Origin of the sequence: Bradyrhizobium sp. B124 (assembly GCF_038967635.1) — a bacterium.
Classification (GTDB): domain Bacteria; phylum Pseudomonadota; class Alphaproteobacteria; order Rhizobiales; family Xanthobacteraceae; genus Bradyrhizobium.
This window is the reverse complement of record NZ_CP152413.1, coordinates 7,333,523-7,355,268: the sequence shown is the minus strand read 5'-3', so window position 1 is coordinate 7,355,268 and position 21,746 is coordinate 7,333,523. Positions and strand designations below refer to the sequence as shown.

The 21,746-nt window shown below is 60.8% G+C and carries 17 protein-coding genes and 2 pseudogenes; 4 read left to right on the top strand and 15 right to left on the bottom strand.

Translation table 11 applies throughout. The features are described 5' to 3' along the window. Positions 1 to 109 precede the first annotated feature (109 nt). A complete protein-coding gene (glmS, locus tag AAFG13_RS34975; protein ID WP_342709625.1) occupies positions 110 to 1,936 on the bottom strand; it encodes a glutamine--fructose-6-phosphate transaminase (isomerizing) in 1,827 nt (608 codons plus the stop codon). Between the two features lie 1,332 nt (positions 1,937 to 3,268). On the opposite strand from glmS, the gene gmd reads away from it, so the two are divergent. Continuing rightward, positions 3,269 to 4,354 carry a GDP-mannose 4,6-dehydratase gene (gene gmd, locus AAFG13_RS34970; protein WP_342709624.1) on the top strand — a complete coding sequence of 362 codons (1,086 nt, stop codon included), beginning with the start codon at positions 3,269 to 3,271 and terminating at the stop codon, positions 4,352 to 4,354. Beyond that, positions 4,335 to 5,393 carry a GDP-L-fucose synthase gene (locus tag AAFG13_RS34965; protein ID WP_342709623.1) on the top strand — a complete coding sequence of 353 codons (1,059 nt, stop codon included), beginning with the start codon at positions 4,335 to 4,337 and terminating at the stop codon, positions 5,391 to 5,393. Before gmd ends, AAFG13_RS34965 begins: the two co-directional genes overlap by 20 nt. Before the next feature lie 232 nt (positions 5,394 to 5,625). Here the strand turns inward: AAFG13_RS34965 and AAFG13_RS34960 are convergent, their stop codons facing one another. Together AAFG13_RS34960 and AAFG13_RS34955 are read right to left on the bottom strand one after the other, a co-directional pair. Further along, on the bottom strand, positions 5,626 to 6,765 hold the full coding sequence (locus AAFG13_RS34960) for an MFS transporter (RefSeq protein WP_342713456.1): 1,140 nt from the start codon (positions 6,763 to 6,765) through the stop codon (positions 5,626 to 5,628). Positions 6,766 to 7,129: 364 nt separating this feature from the next. Continuing rightward, a pseudogene (locus AAFG13_RS34955) lies at positions 7,130 to 8,566 on the bottom strand (IS701 family transposase). Positions 8,567 to 8,720: 154 nt separating this feature from the next. Between AAFG13_RS34955 and AAFG13_RS34950 the strand changes: the two are divergent. Beyond that, positions 8,721 to 9,823, top strand: a pseudogene (locus AAFG13_RS34950) (IS5 family transposase). Beyond that, on the top strand, positions 9,820 to 10,182 hold the full coding sequence (locus AAFG13_RS34945; RefSeq protein WP_342709622.1) for a hypothetical protein: 363 nt from the start codon (positions 9,820 to 9,822) through the stop codon (positions 10,180 to 10,182). The pseudogene AAFG13_RS34950 and the gene AAFG13_RS34945 overlap by 4 nt, the downstream one beginning before the upstream one ends. A 519-nt stretch (positions 10,183 to 10,701) precedes the next feature. On the opposite strand, the gene AAFG13_RS34940 is transcribed toward AAFG13_RS34945, so the two are convergent. From AAFG13_RS34940 to AAFG13_RS34885, 12 genes are all read right to left on the bottom strand, one after another. Then, positions 10,702 to 10,944: a DUF2274 domain-containing protein gene (locus AAFG13_RS34940; RefSeq protein ID WP_342709621.1), complete on the bottom strand. Its 243-nt coding sequence runs from the start codon at positions 10,942 to 10,944 to the stop codon at positions 10,702 to 10,704. A gap of 4 nt (positions 10,945 to 10,948) precedes the next feature. Then, positions 10,949 to 12,154, bottom strand: a complete 1,206-nt coding sequence (locus AAFG13_RS34935) for a TrbI/VirB10 family protein (RefSeq protein WP_342709620.1) — start codon at positions 12,152 to 12,154, stop codon at positions 10,949 to 10,951. Beyond that, positions 12,151 to 13,125 carry a P-type conjugative transfer protein TrbG gene (gene trbG, locus AAFG13_RS34930; protein WP_342709619.1) on the bottom strand — a complete coding sequence of 325 codons (975 nt, stop codon included), beginning with the start codon at positions 13,123 to 13,125 and terminating at the stop codon, positions 12,151 to 12,153. Before trbG ends, AAFG13_RS34935 begins: the two co-directional genes overlap by 4 nt. Positions 13,126 to 13,127: 2 nt before the next feature. Next, positions 13,128 to 13,808 carry a conjugal transfer protein TrbF gene (gene trbF / locus AAFG13_RS34925; RefSeq protein ID WP_342709618.1) on the bottom strand — a complete coding sequence of 227 codons (681 nt, stop codon included), beginning with the start codon at positions 13,806 to 13,808 and terminating at the stop codon, positions 13,128 to 13,130. 46 nt (positions 13,809 to 13,854) lie between these two features. Continuing rightward, a complete protein-coding gene (gene trbL, locus AAFG13_RS34920; protein WP_342709617.1) occupies positions 13,855 to 15,090 on the bottom strand; it encodes a P-type conjugative transfer protein TrbL in 1,236 nt (411 codons plus the stop codon). A gap of 3 nt (positions 15,091 to 15,093) precedes the next feature. Then, the gene (gene trbK-alt, locus AAFG13_RS34915; protein WP_342709616.1) at positions 15,094 to 15,465 is read right to left on the bottom strand and encodes a putative entry exclusion protein TrbK-alt; all 372 of its coding nucleotides are present in this window, start codon (positions 15,463 to 15,465) and stop codon (positions 15,094 to 15,096) included. After that, complete coding sequence (gene trbJ, locus AAFG13_RS34910; RefSeq protein ID WP_342709615.1) at positions 15,465 to 16,196, bottom strand: P-type conjugative transfer protein TrbJ; 732 nt, start codon at positions 16,194 to 16,196, stop codon at positions 15,465 to 15,467. The genes trbK-alt and trbJ overlap by 1 nt, the downstream gene beginning before the upstream one ends. Further along, the gene (gene trbE, locus AAFG13_RS34905; protein WP_342709614.1) at positions 16,193 to 18,634 is read right to left on the bottom strand and encodes a conjugal transfer protein TrbE; all 2,442 of its coding nucleotides are present in this window, start codon (positions 18,632 to 18,634) and stop codon (positions 16,193 to 16,195) included. The genes trbJ and trbE overlap by 4 nt, the downstream gene beginning before the upstream one ends. 9 nt (positions 18,635 to 18,643) lie before the next feature. After that, positions 18,644 to 18,907, bottom strand: a complete 264-nt coding sequence (locus AAFG13_RS34900) for a VirB3 family type IV secretion system protein (RefSeq protein ID WP_342709613.1) — start codon at positions 18,905 to 18,907, stop codon at positions 18,644 to 18,646. Continuing rightward, positions 18,907 to 19,230 carry a TrbC/VirB2 family protein gene (locus AAFG13_RS34895; RefSeq protein ID WP_342713455.1) on the bottom strand — a complete coding sequence of 108 codons (324 nt, stop codon included), beginning with the start codon at positions 19,228 to 19,230 and terminating at the stop codon, positions 18,907 to 18,909. The genes AAFG13_RS34900 and AAFG13_RS34895 overlap by 1 nt, the downstream gene beginning before the upstream one ends. Next, entirely contained in the window at positions 19,230 to 20,150 is a 921-nt protein-coding gene (gene trbB, locus AAFG13_RS34890; RefSeq protein WP_342709612.1) for a P-type conjugative transfer ATPase TrbB, read from the bottom strand. Before trbB ends, AAFG13_RS34895 begins: the two co-directional genes overlap by 1 nt. A gap of 248 nt (positions 20,151 to 20,398) precedes the next feature. Then, positions 20,399 to 21,727 (bottom strand): MFS transporter, encoded by a 1,329-nt coding sequence (locus AAFG13_RS34885; RefSeq protein WP_342713454.1) that lies wholly within the window; start codon positions 21,725 to 21,727, stop codon positions 20,399 to 20,401. Positions 21,728 to 21,746 lie beyond the last annotated feature (19 nt).

Below are 21,746 nucleotides of genomic sequence, written 5' to 3'. Positions count from 1 at the left end.
ATGGATAAGCGCGAGACTTCTCCCTTTCAGGATTTTGAATCCGCGGAGCTGGCGCAGCCACCGCTGCCTAATCCAGGCACGGAGAAGCACCACGACATGCCGCGGCTGCCTATTCGACGGTGACTGATTTTGCGAGATTGCGCGGCTGATCCACATCCGTCCCCATAACGACGGCAGTATGATAGGCTAAAAGCTGCACCGGGATGGCATAAACCATCGGCGTAAAGCTTCCACCCATGTCCGGCAACACAATGGTCATGAACGTGTCCAACGTCGCTTCCGAAGCGCCCTTCGCATCAGTGATCAAGATGATGTTGCCACCGCGAGCCGCAACTTCTTGCATGTTCGAGACGGTTTTTCCGAAAACCGCGTCGTAAGGCGCGATCACCACCACGGGCACGGTCTCATCGATCAACGCAATCGGTCCGTGCTTGAGCTCGCCAGCGGCGTAGCCTTCTGAATGGATATACGAGATTTCCTTCAGCTTGAGCGCCCCCTCCAGTGCTAGGGGAGCCGATGTGCCTCGACCGAGATAGAGCACATCGTTCGACTTAGCGACATGACGCGCGAGTTTCTCGATCTGCGGCTCGATCAACAGCGCCGCAGCAATCAGCCGCGGCACTTCGATAAGCTCGCGGACAAGCTTCGATTCATCGATCTCGTTCAACTTACCCCGCTCTTTGCCTGCTGCCAGAGCAAGCGCCGCCATTACCACCAGCTGGCAGATGAACGCCTTGGTGGAGGCGACGCCGATTTCCGGTCCCGCTAGCGTCGGCAACACGGATTCGCTCTCACGCGCGATCGACGAGGTCGGGACGTTGACCACAGATATCGTGTGCAGACCCTGGCTCTTGGCGTAACGCAGCGCAGCCAGAGTGTCGGCGGTCTCCCCCGACTGCGAAATGACGATCGCGAGATCGCCCTTGCGTAAAGGAGCCTCCCTGTAGCGGAACTCAGATGCCACATCGATCTCGACCGGCAGGCGTGCTAGCCGTTCGAACCAGTATTTGGCGATGTGACCGGCGTAGCTTGCCGTGCCGCAGGCCGTAATCGAGATGCGCTGAATGGAATTGAAGTTGAACGGCAGTTTGAGCGGCAGGGCTACGCGCTCGGCGCTAATATCGACATAATGAGCCAATGTCTGCCCGGCCACTATCGGCTGCTCGTGGATTTCCTTGGCCATGAAGTGGCGATAATTCGCCTTGTCTACCAGGAGCGACGACGCGCCGGACTTTGATGTTTCCCGGTGAACGATAGCGCCGTCCGCGCCGTAGATCACGCAAATCGTGCGGGTAAGCACAGTCCAGTCGCCGTCTTCAAGATAGGTAATGGAATCGGTCAAGGGCGCGAGCGCAATCGCGTCCGATCCTAGATACATTTCGCCATTACCATGCCCAATCGCAAGCGGTGATCCCTTGCGCGCACCGATCAGAAGATCGTCGTGGCCTTTGAACAGGAATACCAGCGCGAAGGCTCCGTGCAGCCGCGGCAGCGATGCCTGTACCGCTTGCTGTGGCGAGTAGCCATTCATGAGATAAGATTCAACGAGATGCGCTACCACCTCGGTGTCCGTCTCAGAGCTGAAATGGGCTCCATTCCGCTCCAATTCGGCTCTCAGCTCGCGGAAATTCTCGATGATCCCATTATGAACGACCGCGACATTTTCCGTCGCGTGCGGATGGGCATTGCTCTCGGTCGGCCTTCCATGAGTCGCCCATCGGGTATGACCAATACCGATATGACCCGACAGCGGATGCCGGTGTAGCCGCCCATCAAGGTTTCTCAACTTACCTTCAGCGCGCCGCCGCTCGATACGAAGACCTTCGAGCGTAGCAACTCCTGCGGAGTCATAGCCACGATACTCCAATCGCTTGAGCGAAGCGACCAACTGCCCAACGACCGGACCACGCCCCAAGATGCCGACAATTCCACACATACCCAATGCAACCGAAGTTCAAGGAGGTTGACGTTCCTCCTACAGGGAGCTCTTCATGAAAACCATTGCCCGATCATAACCAGCAATCAATGTCGGGATTTTCTGCGGCCATTGCCGTCGCATTCGCAAGCGTGAGTTAGGCCTCTTTAGAACCACCATCGTTTCGTCCAGCTGCATTCCGCTTTTAAGTAACACCCACCAAGTACAAGCCGCGACGTGGCCGCGAACGTGGTTGGGCTCATCATCACCGCAAGCCACTCACACTCTTCAGTTCAAACTCCCAAGGAACTGGCGGCGGCGCCACCGAAACGGATGGCGGTGGTGCAGCGGCGACCAAGTCCTCGCGTCTCGTTAATAGGCTTCTTCGAGAGGCTCACATCCCGCAGCGGCGGCGCCCATTTTGCAGGTGGAAAGATGCAGCCTTCCCACGGCTTACGCATGGAATTTGCAGGGCGCGCTAGCGTGAATTGTCATGCGTTCAGGCGTTATTGGAAACATTTTGTCGCGCTGGTTTGAGAGGCTGATCATACTCGAACGGATGCAAGCTATGCTAGTCGGGATGAGACTAACGATCGGCGTCGATAGCTCTATTGTACGAACGTAAGCATTCGATATCGAAACGTTTGAAGAACTATACCAGCGTTTGCAAGTCTACCCATTTCGTAGTTACGTCAGCCGTCCGCTGTCTACGCGAATAGGCTGTTGGCGGAAGCGTTTATCATCAATATGGTCCATGACCTTATCGCCTCCCAGACCGCGTGTTCTGTTGGAAACTGAAGGCAATGGGGCCGCACGCTTTGCGGGCTACGAGATCGATGCGCAGGCTTCACTGTCGCTGAGTGCTGGCCTGCACGCCGTCATCCGGCCGTGCGCTGACATCTCCTGACTTGCAACTTGGGCCCTCAACACGTCTCTCTCCGGCCATGACCAGACCACGTCCGAATGCGTATAGCATGCGTTGAGGATAGCAAGGCACACAGACCTTCGGCTTCTATCTCATCGGAAACATCGCCAGAGCGCGCCCGGCTGCGCGTAACGGCGCGTTCGTCATCCATTTCGCCAGCGTAGGGTCAGGTCATCGCGGCTATCAGGAAGGTTGCGAGGGTGAGTTGACTTCCTTTTTTGAATCTCAGCTATACTGGCAATTCTCCAGGCCGGTACAAATCAATGTATATAGTGTGCACGCCTATATGATGTGTATGATTAGAGCTAACGATCGCTTTCCTCTGTTTGCGGGTGGAGCGCGCTAGCGCAGCTAGATCTTACAGTAAACCGTTTCGCAAATAGCGCTCCTAAAGGGGGGCTTTCTTTCCAGCTCAACTAAGAAACACGATGGCGGTACAGAACTCAAAGCGGCGCGTTGCGCTGATCACCGGCATCACCGGGCAGGACGGCGCGTATCTCGCCGAATATCTGCTTGGTCTCGGCTATACCGTGCACGGCATCAAGCGCCGGTCGTCCTCGTTCAACACCGCGCGGGTCGACCATCTCTACCAGGATCCGCACGCCGGCAACGTGCCGTTCCTGATGCACTACGGCGACATGACCGATTCGACCAATCTGATCCGGCTGGTGCAGCAGATCCGGCCGACCGAGATCTACAACCTCGCCGCCCAGAGCCACGTCCAGGTCAGTTTCGAGAGCCCGGAATACACCGCCAACGCCGACGCCATCGGCGTGCTGCGCCTTCTGGAGGCGATCCGCATCCTCGGCATGGAAAAGGAGACCCGGTTCTACCAGGCCTCGACCTCGGAGCTGTACGGCCTCGTGCAGGAGGTGCCGCAGAAGGAGACCACGCCGTTCTATCCGCGTTCGCCCTACGGTGTCGCCAAGCTCTACGGCTACTGGATCACGGTGAACTACCGTGAGGCCTACGGCATGTTCGCCAGCAACGGCATCCTGTTCAACCATGAGAGCCCGATCCGCGGCGAGACCTTCGTGACGCGCAAGATCACCCGTGCCGTCGCCCGCATCGAGGTCGGGCTGGAGAGGAAGCTCTATCTCGGCAATCTCGACGCCAAGCGCGACTGGGGCCACGCCCGCGACTATGTCGAGGGCATGCACAAAATCCTGCAGGCGGACGAGGCCGGCGACTTCGTGCTCGCGACCGGCGAGACGCGCTCGGTCCGCGAATTCGTCGAGCTGGCATTTGCCGAGGTCGGTCGCAGCATCGAATGGCGCGGCAACGGTGTCGAGGAGGTCGGCGTCGACAAGGCATCCGACAACACGCTGGTGCAGATCGATCCGACCTATTTCCGTCCGACCGAGGTCGATCTTCTGATCGGCGACGCCAGCAAGGCGCGCGCCAAGCTCGGCTGGACGCCGAAGACGCCGTTCGCGCAACTGGTGAAGGAAATGGTCGCCAGCGATCTCCTCGAGGCCAGGCAGGATGCGGCCAATGGCAAGCACGGCGTTTGAACTGAAGGGCAAGTCGGTTTTCGTTGCCGGCCATCGCGGTATGGTCGGCTCGGCGCTGATGCGCCGGCTGGCGCGCGAAGAGGCCGATCTGCTGACCGTGGCGCGCGGCGAGGTCGATTTGCGCGACCAGGCCGCGGTCAATGCCTGGTTTGCCGCGAAGCGGCCGCAGGCCGTGTTCCTCGCCGCCGCCAAGGTCGGCGGCATCGTCGCCAACAACACGCTGCGGGCGGAATTCCTCTACGACAATCTGGCGATCTCGAGCAACGTGATCCAGGCGGCCCACGCCAACGGGTGCGAGAAGCTGATGTTCTTCGGCTCGTCCTGCATCTATCCGCGCCTCGCGCCGCAGCCGCTGCGCGAGGATTCGATGCTGACCGGCGCGCTGGAGCCGACCAACGAGCCCTATGCCATCGCCAAGATCGCCGGCATCAAGATGGCCGAGGCCTATCGCAGCCAGTATGGCGCCGATTTCATCAGCGTGATGCCGACCAATCTCTACGGTCCCGGCGACAATTATCATCCCGAATACAGTCACGTCGTCGCGGCGCTGATCCGCCGCTTCCACGAGGCCAAGGTTTCCGGCGCTGGCAGCGTCGTGGTGTGGGGCACCGGCACGCCGCGCCGCGAATTCCTCTATGTCGACGATCTCGCCGACGCCTGCATCCACCTGATGAAGACCTATTCCTCACCGGAGCTGGTCAATATCGGCACCGGCGAGGACATCACCATCGCCGAATTCGCACTCCTGGTCGCCGCGGCCGTCGGTTATCGCGGTGAGATCAGCTTCGACACATCGCGCCCGGACGGCACGCCGCGCAAGCTGCTCGACGTCAGCCGCCTAACCAAGCTCGGCTGGCGCGCCCGGACCTCACTGGAGGAGGGTATTGGGTGGGCGTACCGGGCGTATCTCGCCCACAGCAATGAAGGCCGCCAGAGTGATCTTGCACCTCCCCGGCAAGCCGGCTTGAGGGAGGGCAATCCTCCACGATCAGTCGGCGGTGAATCTGCTAGCCATCTGGCGGCCCGCGCCACTCGGTAATAAATTCGTCAACATAGCGACCGGCTGGATGCCAATCATCTGAGTGGCCGGGTACATTCTGGCTACCAGCCTGCCCCGCCGACTTGCATGAAAACTTTGAATGATCATGGCCCCGCATATGTTGTTCTACTTCCGATGAAGTCGAGCGTTTCGATAAGCACGATCTGAAGTCGATGCCGAGCCGCGGCCGACCATGGAGACCGAGCACACCGATGTTCCTCTTCAGCCACACCTAGCGATAGTCCGCCATCACCATCCGCGCCGACAGCGTGACGATGCACATGAGCGCACCTAACATCCCGAACGCCAAAGGCAGACCAACCATATGAGCGATAACCCCGATGCTGGCGGGACCCACGAGTATACCCGCGTAGCCGGCCGTCGTGATGACCGCGATCGCAAGGCCCACTGGCATCATTTTCTGTTTGCTAGCGGAGCGGCATAGGACCGGTACAATATTCGAAATGCCCAATCCGATAAGCAGGAAGCCCATCATCGCAATTGCCGCAACCGGCGCGGCCACTACAGCCACGAAGCCTGTCATAATCGGCAGAGTTCCGAACATTAATAGGGCACGGTCGCCGAATCGTGCCACGGCGGCATCTCCGCCGAGACGGCCCACGGTCATGGCGATGGAGAAGAGCATAAAACCGAGACCCCCGTGCGCCTCCGCGAGGAGACCCCGACCAACGAGAAGCAAGGCGCTCCAGTCGAGCATTGCTCCTTCCACAAGAAAGGTGACAGCCGCGAGTGCAGCAACTAACAGCACGCTGCGATGGGGCGAGAAAAACCATGGTCCCCGTTGCGTCCGACCTGTTGCGAGTAACCGCGGCCAGGCCGACACAATTGCAAGCGTCATTAGCGCCGAGCAAACCAGCGTCGAAGCAAATGGGTCAAGCCGCAGCGAAAGGAACGCGGTCATGGCGGCAGAGCCAGCGAATTCGCCAATGCTGTACCGGGCGTGGAATCCGGACATCAACGGACGGCCCGTGGCGCGCTCCACTTCGATTGCGTGAATGTTCATAGCTACATCGATCGAGCCAGCTGAAGCGCCGAACGCAAACAGCACGGTGCCTAGGCCGATAGTTGTGTTGGCTATAGTAAGCAATGGCAGAATAAGCACCAGGCCAAGTCCGCCTGCAAGTATGATGGGCTTGCTGCCGTACCTCGCATTCGAAACGCTGGTCAAAAGCATCGCGACGACTGATCCAGCGCCGAGACAGAGAAGCAGTAGACCAAGCGTGCGGTCATCTGCCGCGAGCCGCTCCTTGGCGAGCGGCACCAGCGGCGCCCAGGCCGCGAGGCCGAATCCGGCGACAAAAAATGCGATCCGGGTCGCGAGCAGGCCAGCTGACCCGTCAGAAGATGGTATCACAGGGTACTCCTGAGAGAACGAGCTCGTGAGTGGGGCACCCGTCATCTGGGTGCGCTCGCCTACACCCGGTGCGCAGCTCCCCGATAAGGTTCTCGAGCTGATATTTTTCGTTCGTTGCAAGCGCGATGCCATTGCCAAAAGGTCGCGCAATCCTACGGGCGCGCGTCACAATGGGAGCGAACGGCGAACGCCTTTCCCTTATGTGTTCCAGCTGTTTCTTTCGATGAGCTAGCCCTACGGCGGCCGTTACCTTGGAAATTCGCGCATAGAGATCGGAGGCACATCCGATCAAGACAGCTTTGTCGCAAACCGGACAAAGCCGACCGAGCAGCTCCTGCATGTACGTCGAGGAGACCTAGTCTTACTGCGTCACAAACGATGATCTGTGTAGTGGTCGAACTTGATCGCACAACAAGGACATCTCGACAGCGCTCGGACGAGCCCATGTTCGAGCCGCCGTCGCATCGTCGCGATTGAATTTGGAATGTGACGTTGGGTCCGCAGCGGCAGATCCGCGGGGTCTGTAATCTGCGGGAACGCGATCGAGCGGGATCGGCCGGGCGCGCCGAGCGCCTGAGGGGAGAATCGTCTCCCGCTCGGAGATCAGGAACCCGTAGGCTGCAATACACATCGTTGCGTGATGATGAAAGCCGCGCCAGCCGCGTCCCTCGAAGTGACCGAGCCCGACCTACTGCTTGAGTTCCTGATAGTCGCGTTCGATGCGCCAGCGCAATTTAGCCGTCTCAACGAGAGTCCGGAATGCCACATCCTCCGGCAATGTCGAGAGCCAGTATTTGGTAGGCTGGTCCTCGCCTTTTGGCCATTCGATCAGCAACCATTCCTCCAATCGCTGGGTGGTTTGCCAATAATCACGATGCGCGGCACGGACCCGCACGCGTGCAAAGCGCGAGGTCAGCTTTTCGTTCGTTCCTTGCCGCCACGTGATGGTGCGCCAAGCTTTGGCCGGCAGGCCGATCGCGAGCGCCTTGACGGTGGCCGGCTGATGCTGACGGTTGCGGCGCATCAGTTTCGGTGGACGGCCGCGGCCCGACCATGGCTTCGGCGGCAAGGGACCGGTGCCGGGCGCCCATATCGTTGTGCTCGACAGAAGACCCGCTACATAGGTCAATCCCAGCGCCGTGATCTCGGTGCGCAGGTCGCTGTTGTTGCCATAGCCCGCGTCCATCAGCACGACACCGCGCGGAAGGCCGCTCGCACAGGCCCACCGCAACTGCTCCAGCGCGATCTCCGGCTTGGTCCGGAAGCCGACTTCGGCAGGAATGCCCACCTTGCGCCGCCGATCGCGGTCCTCAGTCCATTCCTTCGGAAGATAAAGGCGATAGGCGACAGGCAGGCTGGCGTGGTGGTTGGCAATCGACAGTGACACCGCCACCTGACAATTATCCTGCTTGCCAAGCTGCCCGCAATATTGCCGTGCAACTCCGACTGAATGTCGCCCTTGCTTGGGAAATCCGGTATCGTCGATGATCCAGGCTTCGATGGGGCCCTCGCGTTCAATCGCCGGCAAGACCATCTCACGTACCTTGGCCAGCACCTTCTCATCCGACCAGGCGCCGCTGCCGACGAAATGCAGCAGCGATTGATGCTGGGCGGCCGTCCGTTCCGGAGCTGTCAGCGCCGCCATCGGCTCCACGCTCTTGCGACCGCCACAAGCAATCAAGCCGACGCAATAGTCGCGCAGCGGCGCCTTCCGATCAGCATGACCGATGACACTGGCAAGCCCTTCCAAATACGCCGCAAATCGCTTCTCGCTCGTCTTGGTGCCACGCCCGCTCATGTTGGCCTCATCGGCTGATGGTCCATGCTTCAACCATCGCTGATTCTGGCCGGCGGTTTTGTGACTCAGTCAAACTAGCAGGCTGTTGAAGAAGTCGGTAGCGAAGCGCTTTGTATCGTGATTCTCTAGGACCATGATTTGACTGGGGGGCGCGATGCGGGGGAGTGACGAACGGTCTGGCTCGCTTTTCAGTTACGTGGACCTGGAGGCTCGAGTTCGCGTCGAACATCCGCTACGGGTGATCCGAGACTTGGCGAATGCGGCGCTGGGCGACCTTTCTGGGGAGTTCGGCAAGCTCTATACGGATTTCGGTCGCCCCTCGATCGCACCGGAGAAGTTGCTTCGGGCGATGCTCCTCCAGGCGTTTTATGGGGTTCGCTCGGAACGGCATCTGATGGAACGGATAGAGTTCGATCTGCTGTTCCGCTGGTTCGTTGGGCTTGGGGCGGACGATGCGGTTTGGGACCATTCGACCTTCTCGAAGAACCGCGACCGGCTGCTCGAAGGCGAGATTGCGGTCAAGTTCCTGAACGCGCTTTTGGCGCAGCCAAAGGTCAAGCGCCTGCTATCGAGCGATCACTTCTCGGTGGATGGTACGCTGATTGAAGCCTGGGCTTCGATCAAGAGCTTCCGGAAGAAGGATGGCAGCGACAAAGACGAGGATGGTCCGGGACGTAACGCCGAGCGCAGCTTCCACAAGGAGAAACGATCCAACGAGACCCATGAGAGCACGACCGATCCTGAGGCGCGGCTCTACAAGAAGGGTGACGGCCAGCCAGCCAAGCTGAGCTATATGGGCCATGCTCTGATGGAGAACCGCAATGGTTTGGCGGTTTTGGGGGGAGTGAGCCAAGCGACGGGCACCGCCGAACGGGAGATTGCGCTTGCCATGATCGACCGGCGGAGGTGCGCAAGCGGATCACTCTGGGGGCCGATAAGGCCTATGATGTCACGCAGTTCGTGCACGACCTGAGAGACAGATCGGTTACCCCGCATATCGCGATTGATGGACATCTGAGTAGGACCGGCAAGCGGCGCAAGACGGCGATCGACGCGCGTACCACGCGTCACAGCGGCTACGACGTCAGCCAACGCTGCCGCAAACGCATCGAAGAAATCTTCGGCTGGATCAAGAGTTCCGCTGGCTTGGCCAAGGTCAAGCTGCGAGGCCGCGACCGCGTGGATGCCGTCTTCGTCCTGGCGCTTGCAGCCTACAATCTGATCCGGCTTCCCAAGCTTCTGGCGACACCGGCATGAGCATTCGGGGCAGATGGCAGGTCGTCGAGATCGAGATGCCGGGCTACGATATGGCCTTGGCGGGCGCCTACATCCTGTTCGATGAGGCTGGTGGCGAATTCGCCTTCGATTGCCTCACAGGCTCCATTCATGGAGCCTGCGACGGCGATACCGTCGAGTTCGGTTGGCAAGGCAACGACGAAATGGAGCCAGCCGAGGGTGACGGTTGGGCCGAACTAAGGGATGACGCCTCACTCGAAGGGGAGATCTGCCTCCTCAACGGCGACGACATCCCATTTATTGCGCGCCGTTCAAAGACTTCTTGCCTGCTCGCAGAGTACGTTATTCAAAGCTCCTCCAAGACGTCTTGCTACAGGTGACGACGATGCAAAAGCATCTTTCGCTGAGCGAGGTGGACGGAATTCACTCTGGATTCAATTCTGACGTCCTTACTGTGACTGGTCGGCGCCACTCAATCATATCGACGAGGCCAGCCGTTCAATCCCCTAACGGCGCCAACGTCAACGTAAGTTCTGCGCTGGTAAGCCGAGCGCGTTCTGGTCGCCTTGCCGCGTGATCATGCCCTCACTGCGCGTGACATTCTTCGCAGGACTGACCTGCTGGGAGACAGAGCTATTGAACCACTAATGCCGGAAAAGAGGTTGGAGATCTTCTGTTTTCCAAGCTAATCTCGCCTGAGAATCGAAAAACGATCGAGCACCACGACGTCAGCCGGGGAGAGCCTGATAAGCGTCAACGCTGGAATCGTTTGCAAGCCTCGTCTACCGCCGCGAACCGCGCGATTGGCATCGGCGCCAGCCGGTTCGATTTTTCGGGATAGTGGCGAGCGGACAACGAAAACCCCACGTTGGCCGCGTTCTGAACTTGCTTTCTGAGCGCTATTCCTTGGCTCCGCTCGAACGTTGACGCGCCCGTCGGGCCTTCCGAAAGCTCCTATCCGCCGCCATGAATCGCGCCAGCATGGGCGCGATCAGCTTGGCTGGATCCTGTATGGGTTGTCCCGTTTCCTGGGCCAGGATTTCGGCGTAAGCAGCGAGGTCCCGGTGGACGTTTGCCGGCAGTTCGTGCGTCACTTTGATCGGCTTGTCATCTTCGATCGCTCCAAGCTTGAGCTTTGCCATCGTCTTATCCCCTGTAGGGTTCGAGCACGAGATCGCGGTTGACGATCACTCTCACCGGGAAGCCCTGGCGGATGGTCAACGTTGGCTGGATGTTGAGATTGCGGCGAACCAGCTGCTGTCCCGTCTGATTTGCCGAATCCCCGGCCCCGCGCCGGAGCGCAGCAACGAGGTCGCTGTTGGTGCTGCCTGTGTCCGCGCCCGAATTGACCTCCGTGCCGACGGCAAGCAGCGTCGAAAGCGCAGCTGCGCCCAAGAGCTCTTTCCAGTGATTGTCGACCTGGTCCTCGAGGCCGGAGTATCCAGCTGCATCTGCGCCAGGCTGCCGTTCCAAGACGATCGAACGCCCGTTTGGCATCATCAACCGTGTCCAGACCAGCAGCACACGCGACTGGCCAAAAGCGACCTGGCTGTCGTACGTGCCGATCAGCCTTGCCCCCTGCGGGATAAGGCGGGCTCGCCCGGTTGGACTGTCGTACACGGCTTCCGTTACTTGCGCGGTGATCTGCCCCGGCAGATCGGACCTAATACCCGTGATGAGAGCAGCCGGAATGACCGTTCCGGCCTGCACCACAAACGGCGACGCTGGCCTCACGAGGCGATCAGGGCTGGTCGTCCGGCGATCGACGGATGCGCCGACGAAGCTCAGCTTCCGGTCCTGGCCATTCTGGGCGAACGCTTCATCAGATGATGTCGTGGCATTCGATGGCGCTTCGCTGGCCGACGTCACAGCAGCCGAGGTACGGACATTCGTGCTGGCAAACACCTTGCTGGTGCGCGCCGCCTCGCTCTCCTGGGTGACGCGCTGCTGTTCGGCATCCACCCCGAGCGGACTTGAGGTCGTCGAGCCTTGGGCGGCGACGATCGGCCGGCCGAGATCGCCTGGCAAGGGCGGCCCGAGACGAGGCACGCCTTTCGGAATCTCGCTGTAATCTTTCGGCAGGGTTGTAAGCTGATCGGCAACATTGTGGTGGTCGGTCGCGTAAAGTTCCTCCACGGCCGGCGTGCTTGCGCGCTTCTGCTGCAGAGCCCAGAACACCGCACCAGAGATGAGCACGAGCACAAGGGCGCTGCCGCCGGCAAGGACTTTGCGCGACAGGCGTACCACTTGCGGCCGCCCTGGCCGGAGCCGCAATGTTTCGGCAATCTCTTCCGGTGGCCTAACCCGGCGCGCATCATTGGCCGTATCGTTTGACTGGCCCGTATCGGTCACAGCGACCTCCCGTCAGTTCGCACGATTCTGACCTTCTGCTGGTGCTCCTCCCCGAGCCGGAGTTCCGCGGCCGCAAACAAGCGGTCCACGATCAGGACGTTGCCGTAGGCGCGATAGTTCACAAGCTCGGTGTTGCCGTCAGGCCCGATCACGAACAATGGCGGCATCTCGCCCTGGCCAATGCCGGGCGAGAACTCGATATAGACCTTGCGACCGTCGTCATAGGCATTGACCGGACGCCAGGGCGGGCTGTCGCCCTCGATAGCGTAACGGTAGCGGCGCGCGGGAAGATCCGGAAGGAAGGGTGTCGGCGGCAGCGCCCGATGACGTGCGCCTTTATCTTCCGGATAGAACCAGGCAACTGAAGGCATGTAGGGCTTCTCGCGGGAGCGCAGTTCGACCAGGTAGGTGCGTCGGTCGGTGTTGACGATAAGATTGGTCTCGATCGAGGGCCGCGTCGGCTTGACCATGATGTGGACACGGCGCGTGTCGCCGCTGCCGCTTTCGGTGTCGCCGACCACCCAGCGCACGGTATCGCCGGCGGCAACAGGTCCCGATCCGGTCAGCTGCTCACCAGGCTCGAGTGCAATGTCGGTAATCTGCCCTGGTGCGGCGTAAATCTGATAGAGGGCGCCAGGACTGTAGGAAAACACCTGCACGGCATTGTAGTAGCCGGCTTTGCGCGGCTCGACGCGTGCGGCTTCATTTGCGGTCTCAATGCGCTCTGCCGGTTCCTTGGCTTCCGCGCTCTTGCCGCCGCGCGCCGCCTTCCAGGCCGGCGGCACATGCAGCGGCTTCGGGCGATCGTCGGAAAGCGCTGGCAAATCCGGTGTAGGCGGAATGTCGTTGTCGTAGCTGATTTGCGGCGGCTTGAACGTGGTGCAGCCGCCAAGGGTGGAAACACAGACCAGAAGAGCCATAGCCAATCGCGGCCACACTTTACGCGACGCATGAACAAGATGTAGCGGCATGGTTAGCCCAGCTCCTTCGACCAGTTGATTGCGTTGACATAGATGCCCAGTGGATTCTTCCGCAGCCGATCCAGATCACGTGGCATCTCCACGATGACGGTGATGATCGCGCTCCATCGCTCGGTCGCGGCAAGCTGGCCGTTGTCGTAACGGCGCTCGATCCAGGCCAGACGAAAGCTCTCTGGCGACGCCCGAATGACGCTCGAGACCTCGATTGCAATTTGCGTCTTGCCAAGTTTGGCGAAGGGGTCGTTGTTGCGGGCGTAGTCATTGAGTGTGGCCGCGCCCCGGTCCGTCGTGAAGTCGTAGGCGCGCAGCCAGTTTTCACGCAGCACGATGGCGTCCATCGGCAGGCCCCGCACGTGCTCGATGAAGCGCGCCAGGTGAAACGCGATCTGAGGGTCGGTCGGCTGATAGCCGGCATTCGCGGGCGCGAGGGCTTTTGCTTCGCCCAATTGATCGACCTCGACCACCCAGGGCGTGATCGTGCCGTGCGCTGATTGCCAGACCAGAGCGCCGGCAAAGCCTGCGGACAGAAACAGGCAGCCAAAAGCCATCAGGCGCCAATTCTTGGCCTGGACGCGTGCTGCGCCAATGCGGTCATCCCAGACCTGGGCTGCGCGTTGATAAGGAGTGACTGCTTCCGGTGTGCGGCCATAGTGAACGGCTGATCGTTTGAACATCATTTGCCCCAAGGTATGACTGAGAACGGGATTAAGGAGAGAAGCGTCAGCGATCGCCTTCCGAGAGGTCGACTGACCCGCCGCCCCCGCCGTGATCTCCCGATCGGATCGCATGCGTTGCAGCTGATGCGCCATGCTGGATGGTCTGCGCCCGCTTCATCCGATGAACCCATGCGGGCGCGCTGTCGGAAGCAATGGTAGAACTCCCTTCCCGCTTACTGACATCGCTCGCTCTTGCACCGAGACCAGCTGCGATCGAGCGCAAGGGGCTTGCAGTAGCCGAACCGCTCGCCTCGGAGCCGGCCTGGCTCGCCGGCCGAAACAGGCTCGTCGCGCCACTCGCAATGGTGGTTCCTCCGCGCGCCGCGCCCGCGATGGCGCCGCTGGCAAGGCCGGCGGCGCCGGCTGTAAGACCAGCGCCGGCCACAACCACTCCGCCGGCGGCGAGGCCTGTGCCCACGGCACTACCCGCGCCAAGCTGCGGGCCGCCAGAAACGATGCCATTGGCAATGCCGGGTCCGAAAATGCCAAGGCCGAGCAAAGAGAGAGCACCGAGCACCAGCGCCATGGCGTTCTCGATCGTGGGCTGGTTGCCACCGAAGCCTGATGTGAATTGCGAGAACAAAGTCGATCCGATACCGACAATGACGGCAAGAACCAAAACCTTCACGCCTGACGAGATCACATTGCCGAGGACCCGTTCGGCCGCAAAGGCAGTCTTCCCAAAGAGGCCGAAGGGGATCAGGACGAAGCCGGCAAGCGTCGTCAGTTTGAACTCGATTAGCGTGACGAAGAGCTGGATCGCGAGAATGAAGAAGGCCAGCAGCACCGTCATCCAGGCGAACAGGAGGACAGCGATCTGGACGAAATTCTCGAAGAAGCTGACATAGCCCATCAGCCCTGAAACAGAGTCAAGGATCGGACGGCCGGCATCGAGCCCGACTTGCGCAATTCGGCCCGGCCGCAGGAAATCTGCCGATGAGAGGCCGGTCCCTGAGGCTTTCAGTCCAAGACCGGCAAAGCTCTCGAAGACAATCCGGGCAAGGCTATTCCAATTGCCGATCAGGTAGGCAAACACGCCGACAAACAGAGTCTTCCTGATGAGCCGGGCAATGATCTCCTCATCGCTCCCAAAGGACCACAACAGGCCGGCGAGCGTGAGGTCGATCGCAGCCAATGTGGTCGCGAGATAACCGACTTCGCCCCCGACGAGGCCAAATCCGGAATCGATGTAGCGAGCGAAGGTTTCCAGGAATTGGTCGATGACGCCTGTGCCGCCCATGGCTCACTCGCTTTGGCTTGGAACGGGGGGATAACCGGGCGAGAGACGGCTTTCGTCCTTGCGCGGCACAGGAGATGGCGAAGGTGCGACGCCCGCCCGGCTATCCGAACTGTTCGAAGATACCCTTCCCCCCAAAAACCGGCTGCGCTGGTCGGCCCAAATGTTCTGGCATTCGAGGAGAGCGTCCTTCTGCTCGTAGGTAACGGTGCGGCATTGGTTGAGCTTTGCGGCGGCCGCATCACCCTTGGGAGCGAGCGTGGAAGATTCGGGTGGGCTCTCGTCGCCCCGCAGGCGAATGGCGCAAGCCGCGATGGCGAGAACCATAAGCGCCGTTGCCATCGCCATGGGCAACCGTTCAAATGTGATCTTCATCATCAGTGGAACATCTGCACGGTTGCTGGTTGATAGCCCTGGCCTTGGGCAAGGAAGCGCCGCAGCTGCTCTCTGCCCTGATCCTGAGCTGCTGCACGCTGCGCAGCTTCAAGCGTTTGCGCCCGGCCTTGCGCGACCACGCTTGCCGTAAGATCCGATAGCTGCTGCGCTTGGAGCGCAAGCAGCTGATTGCCTGCCTGGCTTGCCTGAAGGGCGCCCGACGCGCCCTGGCTCGCTGTAACCAGGCCCGACATTTGGGTCCGATTGGTATCGAGATTCCCGACGACGGTTGCTTGCACCCGCATCGCGTCCTGCAGGCTGGCGACCGAGTTCTGCCAACGTGCTTGCGCGTTGGCGACCATGCCCCCATCAGACATGCTCGATGATGCCGGTGCGTAGGTCGTTGAGAAGGCGCGATCGATCTGCTGCACGTCGTAGGCGATGCGTTGAGCTTGGCCAAGCAGTTGCTGGGTTCGCTGGATCGATTGCTCGAGCTGCTGCAACGACGAATATGGCAGGCTCGCCAGGTTCCTCGCCTGGTTGATCAGCATCTGTGCTTGGTTCTGCAACGACGTGATCTGGTTGTTGATCTGCTGCAGCTCGCGCGCAGCCGTGAGCACGTTCTGCACGTAATTGTTCGGATCGAACACGATCAACGCCTCGCCGTCCCGGGGGACATGAACGAGGGCGATAGCGATCAAGCTCGCTGCCGACAGCCGACGGAGACGGTTCATGGCAAATTTCCTTCCTTCGCAAGCTGCGGAATGAGATTGCAGGCCCAGCTGAGGTCACGTGTCTTCAGCCAGGCCTCGACAAAATCCTCCTGGCTGTGCTCGTTAAGGACCTGCTCGATGAGAGCTTGGTCGGCCTTGGAAGACGCGGCCGCGAAGGCAAGTGCGATTTCGCCGAGGCCGAGCTCGAACAGTCGGTTGCCCCGGCGCGTCTGGCAGTAGTAGTCCCGCTTCGGCGTTGCTCGCGCCAAGATCTCGATTTGCCGGTCGTTCAGCCCAAAGCGGCGGTAGGTCGCCATGATTTGCGGCTCGATGGCGCGGTCATTCGGCAGCAGGATCCGGGTCGGGCAGCTCTCGATGATTGCGGGCGCAATTGCGGATCCGTCAATATCGGCAAGAGATTGGGTGGCAAACACAACGGAAGCATTCTTCTTGCGCAGCGTCTTTAGCCATTCGCGGAGCTTGCCGGCGAAATCGGCATCGTCCAGCGCAAGCCACCCCTCGTCGATGATGAGCAGCGTGGGACGGCCATCAAACCGGTCTTCGATCCGGTGAAACAGATAGGACAGAACCGCCGGTGCGATACCGGTGCCGATCAATCCGTCGGTCTCGAACACCTGAACGGAGGCCTCTCCCAGCCGCTCGCCTTCCGCATCCAAGAGCCGCTCAAAGGGGCCACCGAGGCAGTAGGGCTGCAGCGCGCGCTTCAAGGCATTGGATTGGAGAAGGATGGAGAGCCCGGTCAATGTGCGCTCCCCAACTGGCGCCGAGGCGAGCGAGGTCAAAGCCGACCAGATATGTTCCTTCGTCTCGGGGGTGACCTCGATGCGCTCGCGGGTCAAGATTGATGTTATCCAATCGGCCGCCCAGCCGCGTTCCCCAACGTCCTCGATTCGCGCTAGCGGCTGGAGCGCCACAAACTCGGAGGATCCTCCACTGACCGCACCGCCAAGATCGTGCCAGTCGCCCCCCATGGCGATCGCAGCTGCGCGGATCGAACCGCCGAAGTCGAAGGCAAAGATCTGGCCCAACGGATATCGCCGGAACTGCAGAGCCATCAGCGCGAGCAGCACCGACTTGCCAGCGCCAGTCGGTCCGATCACCAGGGTATGTCCGACATCGCCGACATGGAGAGAAAACCGGAATGGCGTCGATCCTTCCGTCTTGCCGAAGAAGAGTGGAGGGGCCTTGAAATGATGGTCCCTCGCCTCTCCCGCCCAGACGGCAGACAGCGGAATCATGTGGGCCAGATTCAAGGTCGAGACCGGCGGCTGGCGGACGTTGGCGTAAGTCTGGCCCGGCAGGCTGCCGAGCCAGGCTTCGATCGCGTTCACCGTCTCGGTCATGCAGGTGAAGTCGCGGCCCTGAATCACCTTTTCGACGAGGCGGAGCTTTTCGTCGGCCGCGCGGGGATCCCTGTCCCAGACCGTAACAGTTGCAGTCACAAAGGCCTCTCCGATCTGATCGGAACCCAGCTCCTGGAGCGCGCTGTCGGCATCCATCGCCTTGTTGTGGGCATCGGTATCCAGAAGCGTGGAGGCCTCGTTCGTCATCACCTCTTTGAGGATCGCGGCGATCGACTTCCGCTTGGCAAACCACTGCCTCCGGATCTTGGTCAGGAGCTTCGTGGCATCTGTTTTGTCGAGCATGATGGCACGGGTCGACCAGCGATACGGGAACGCCAGACGGTTGAGATCATCGAGAATTCCGGGTGTGGTCGCGCTCGGAAATCCCACGACGGTCAGGATGCGCAGATGTGCGTCGCCCAGCATCGGTTCCAGCCCGCTGGTCAACGGCTGGTCGGCGAGCAGCGCGTCGAGATACATCGGGATTTCCGGCACGCGCACCCGGTGCCGCTTGGTCGATACTGTCGAGTGAAGGTAGGTCAGCGTTTGCTCGTCATCGAGCCAGCCGCAATCCGGCATGAAGCCCTCAACGAGCTGCAGCACGCGGTTGGTCCGGTCGACGAAGCCCCTGAGCAGCTCACGCGCGTCCGCTCCTGCGCTGCGATGGCTGCCCTCATAGAGGAGACGCTCCGCAGCCGCTGCACTCTCTGCCGGGGGCAGATAGAGCAATGTCAGATAGTAGCTCGATTCATAGTGTCTGCCGGCTTCCTCGAATTGCGCTTTCCGCTCCGCATCCACGAGGGCCGATGCGACATCCGGGAACATGTCCGGCGGGTAGCGTCCCGCCGAATGCCGCTGCGCTTCAACAAAGACAGCCCACCCGGAGCCGAGACGACGGAGCGCGTTGTTCAGCCGGCCTGCCACCGCAACGAGCTCGGCCGGCACGGCGCTGTCGAGGTCAGGCCCTCTGAACCGTGCCGACCGCTGAAACGAGCCATCCTTGTTCAAGACAATTCCCTCATCGACTAGGGCGGCCCAGGGCAGGAAGTCGGCAAGGCGCGTATTCGAACGGCGATATTCGGCAAGATTCATCATGGGACAACTTCATGCGCTGAGATGACCGGGGACGCGAACGTGGCGGCGCACAACCTCCACGAACTCTGGATCGCGCTTGGCAGCCCAGACCGAAGCCATGTGGCCGATGAACGCGAGAAGAAGGCCGGCCAGCCACAAGCGCAGCCCAAGGCCGAGTGCGGCAGCCAATGTTCCGTTGAGGATCGCGACTGAACGCGGCGCACCACCCATCAGGATCGGTTCGGTGAGCGCGCGATGGACGGGGGCGACAAAGCCTGCGACTGGCTCATCCATCAGATCACCACGCCGCCGCCGAAGGAAAAGAACGACAGGAAGAAGCTGGAAGCGGCAAATGCGATCGACAGACCGAACACGATTTGGATCAGCCGCCGGAAACCGCCTGAGGTGTCGCCGAAGGCAAGCGAAAGCCCTGTCACGATGATGATGATGACTGCGATGATCTTGGCGACCGGACCTTCGACCGATTGCAGGATCTGGTTGAGCGGTTGCTCCCAGGGCATGTTCGAGCCGGCAGCAAAGGCCGGCGCGCTCGCCAGGTACGGGCAAGCGAACGCTGTAGCCGAAAGGAAGGCCCGCCCGAGATATGATCGCGTCATCATGACTGTTCTCCAATTTTCGAAAGGCTGTAATCGCCCGATGGTCCAAGGTCGGTGACAGAAGCGAGCTCGCTGAGGCGCCGTTGGGCACCACGGCCGGAAAGCACGGCGATAACGTTGATGGTCTCCGCTATCAGCGCACGCGGAACGGTGACCACGGCCTCCTGGATGAGCTGCTCGAGCCGCCGCAACGCCCCCAACGCCGTGCCGGCGTGGATCGTACCAATGCCGCCGGGATGGCCCGTTCCCCAGGCTTTGAGCAGATCGAGCGCTTCGGCTCCGCGGACCTCTCCGATCGGAATACGATCGGGGCGCAAGCGAAGCGAAGAGCGAACCAGGTCAGAGAGCGCGATCACGCCGTCCTTGGTCCGCAACGCGACCAGGTTGGGCGCCCTGCACTGAAGCTCGCGCGTATCTTCGATGAGGACAACGCGATCCGATCCCTTGGCGACCTCGGCGAGAAGCGCATTCGTTAGCGTCGTTTTGCCGGTCGACGTGCCGCCCGCGACCAGGATGTTCTTGCGCACAGCAACGGCATGACGAAGCACGTTCGCCTGCTCTGCGTTCATGATGCCGGCAGCGATATAGTCGTCCAGGCCGAACACGGCGATCGCCGGTTTACGGATCGCGAAGGCCGGTGCGGCAACGACCGGCGGCAACAGGCCTTCGAAACGTTCGCCGGTTTCCGGCAGCTCAGCCGAAATACGGGGCGAGCCGGGGTGAACCTCAGCACCCACATAATGTGCCACCAGCCGGACAATTCGTTCGCCGTCTGCTGCGGACAGGCTCTCGCCCGTATCGGCAAGCCCGCTCGATAGCCGGTCGATCCACAGTCGTCCATCGGGGTTAAGCATCACCTCGACCACGGACGGATCTTCCAAAAAGCCCGCGATCGCAGGTCCAAGCGCGGTGCGGAGCATGCGTGCTCCACGCAATTCGGCTTCCGAATGGAACGAATGGATTGCCACAACTGCCCCCAAGGCTCATCGAGGCAGCCAAGGATCAGCGGCCTCTCATGGGGACAATTAGAAAAGGCAGAACCAGCGGCATCGCAATAATGGGAGAATGCGGTTCGTAGCCTGGCGTAGAAGAAGAAAGAACCGGAAAGAATGCTTCCGACGCGCCACAGAATGAAGGTCCAGGAGATCAGCCCGTCAACAGGAAGGCCTCACCACTCAGCATGTTCATCCCCCTCTAGCAGGACGAGATCGGCCGCTGGAACAACGACCTCAACCGAGCTCCGGCCGCCCGCTGCCAGGCTTATGGCAGGAGCCTCGGCCTTCCGTTTCCGGCCACTCGGGACGGAAAACCAGACGAGCGCTGCAAGCTGCAGCAACATGTTCACTCCGAACGCGGCCTGGTAGGCAATCAAGGGATAATGCCCAGCCTCAAGAGGCCAATGCTCCAGAATCAGTCCCGTCCCGTACTGCACAACGAATGCCCAGCCAAATTGCAGGACGTTCAGGGCGCCATTCGCGCGTGCAACGAGGTGAGTCGGGAAATAATCTCCTATGATGGCGTAGGTCAGAGCCGTAGCCGATCCAGCGACCGACACCACGAACCATGGCAGCAGCGACGGCCAGGGTGGATGCAGGATCAGTACAAGCTCGGCTCCAAGCAACATCACTGCCACGGCAGCAAGGACGGCTTCCGTCTTCTTGCCGCGATGGCGCACCCAGTTTGCAAGCCCGCCCAGGCCTAATGCACTGAAGCTCAGAGCGACCGCCATCAGGAACAATTCATTGACGAGACTCGCTCGATCCAGCCGTTCCACATCGCAAAGCCAGGGTGCCGCCCACAAGGACTGCAGTGCCCAGGCCGATCCGATGCAAGTCGCCGATAACGGCGCAATTCGCCAGAATCGGGCATCCGAATAGACGGTTCTCAGGCTGACGGACTTGCCGCTGGGCTGTGGCCTTGTGCGTCGTTCAGGAACCACGACATGAATTAAAACTGCGGCAAGCGCAGTCACGGCTGCGAGCGCTCCGAACAGCCCCCTCCAGCCGACCCGGTCCAGAACCACCTCGGCAGGAGCTGTCGCTGTGACCGCCCCGAACGATCCCAGCATGATCATTAAGCCATTTATCACGGCCATCCGTTCTTTTGGAAACCAGAGGACGATGATTTTGAGGCCAGACATCAGGGAGGCGGCGCTCCCAAGTCCGATCATCGCGCGAGCGATGAGAAGCGATAGGAATCCCGTCGATAGTGCAAAGAGCGCGGCCCCCACTGCGGCGACGGCCAAGAGCGCGCCCTGCACCCGTCGCGGTCCAAAGCGGTCGAGACACATACCGATCGGAATCTGCGCTGCCATAACCACCAGGAAATAGACTGACGTGAGCAAGCCCATCTCGGCAGCGCCAAGCCCAAGATCGAAAGCGAGGCGGCCAGCAATCAGCGTGTTGATCGTTCGGAACAGGTACGCAAGGTAGTATCCGGCCGCAAAAGGAAGAAAGGCGCACGCTATGAGCCTCCACGTTGGAAGCGGCCCAAATATGTTTTCGGGCAATACCGGC

What these genes read in the sequence shown, in the direction of transcription:
- glmS (WP_342709625.1), bottom strand. Translation starts at nt 1,936, where the DNA reads ATGTGTGGAATTGTCGGCATCTTGGGGCGTGGTCCGGTCGTTGGGCAG.
- gmd (WP_342709624.1), top strand. Translation starts at nt 3,269, where the DNA reads ATGGCGGTACAGAACTCAAAGCGGCGCGTTGCGCTGATCACCGGCATC.
- AAFG13_RS34965 (WP_342709623.1), top strand. Translation starts at nt 4,335, where the DNA reads ATGGCAAGCACGGCGTTTGAACTGAAGGGCAAGTCGGTTTTCGTTGCC.
- AAFG13_RS34945 (WP_342709622.1), top strand. Translation starts at nt 9,820, where the DNA reads ATGAGCATTCGGGGCAGATGGCAGGTCGTCGAGATCGAGATGCCGGGC.
- AAFG13_RS34940 (WP_342709621.1), bottom strand. Translation starts at nt 10,944, where the DNA reads ATGGCAAAGCTCAAGCTTGGAGCGATCGAAGATGACAAGCCGATCAAA.
- trbG (WP_342709619.1), bottom strand. Translation starts at nt 13,125, where the DNA reads ATGCCGCTACATCTTGTTCATGCGTCGCGTAAAGTGTGGCCGCGATTG.
- trbF (WP_342709618.1), bottom strand. Translation starts at nt 13,808, where the DNA reads ATGTTCAAACGATCAGCCGTTCACTATGGCCGCACACCGGAAGCAGTC.
- trbL (WP_342709617.1), bottom strand. Translation starts at nt 15,090, where the DNA reads ATGGGCGGCACAGGCGTCATCGACCAATTCCTGGAAACCTTCGCTCGC.
- trbK-alt (WP_342709616.1), bottom strand. Translation starts at nt 15,465, where the DNA reads ATGATGAAGATCACATTTGAACGGTTGCCCATGGCGATGGCAACGGCG.
- trbJ (WP_342709615.1), bottom strand. Translation starts at nt 16,196, where the DNA reads ATGAACCGTCTCCGTCGGCTGTCGGCAGCGAGCTTGATCGCTATCGCC.
- trbE (WP_342709614.1), bottom strand. Translation starts at nt 18,634, where the DNA reads ATGATGAATCTTGCCGAATATCGCCGTTCGAATACGCGCCTTGCCGAC.
- AAFG13_RS34900 (WP_342709613.1), bottom strand. Translation starts at nt 18,907, where the DNA reads ATGGATGAGCCAGTCGCAGGCTTTGTCGCCCCCGTCCATCGCGCGCTC.
- AAFG13_RS34895 (WP_342713455.1), bottom strand. Translation starts at nt 19,230, where the DNA reads ATGACGCGATCATATCTCGGGCGGGCCTTCCTTTCGGCTACAGCGTTC.
- trbB (WP_342709612.1), bottom strand. Translation starts at nt 20,150, where the DNA reads ATGCTCCGCACCGCGCTTGGACCTGCGATCGCGGGCTTTTTGGAAGAT.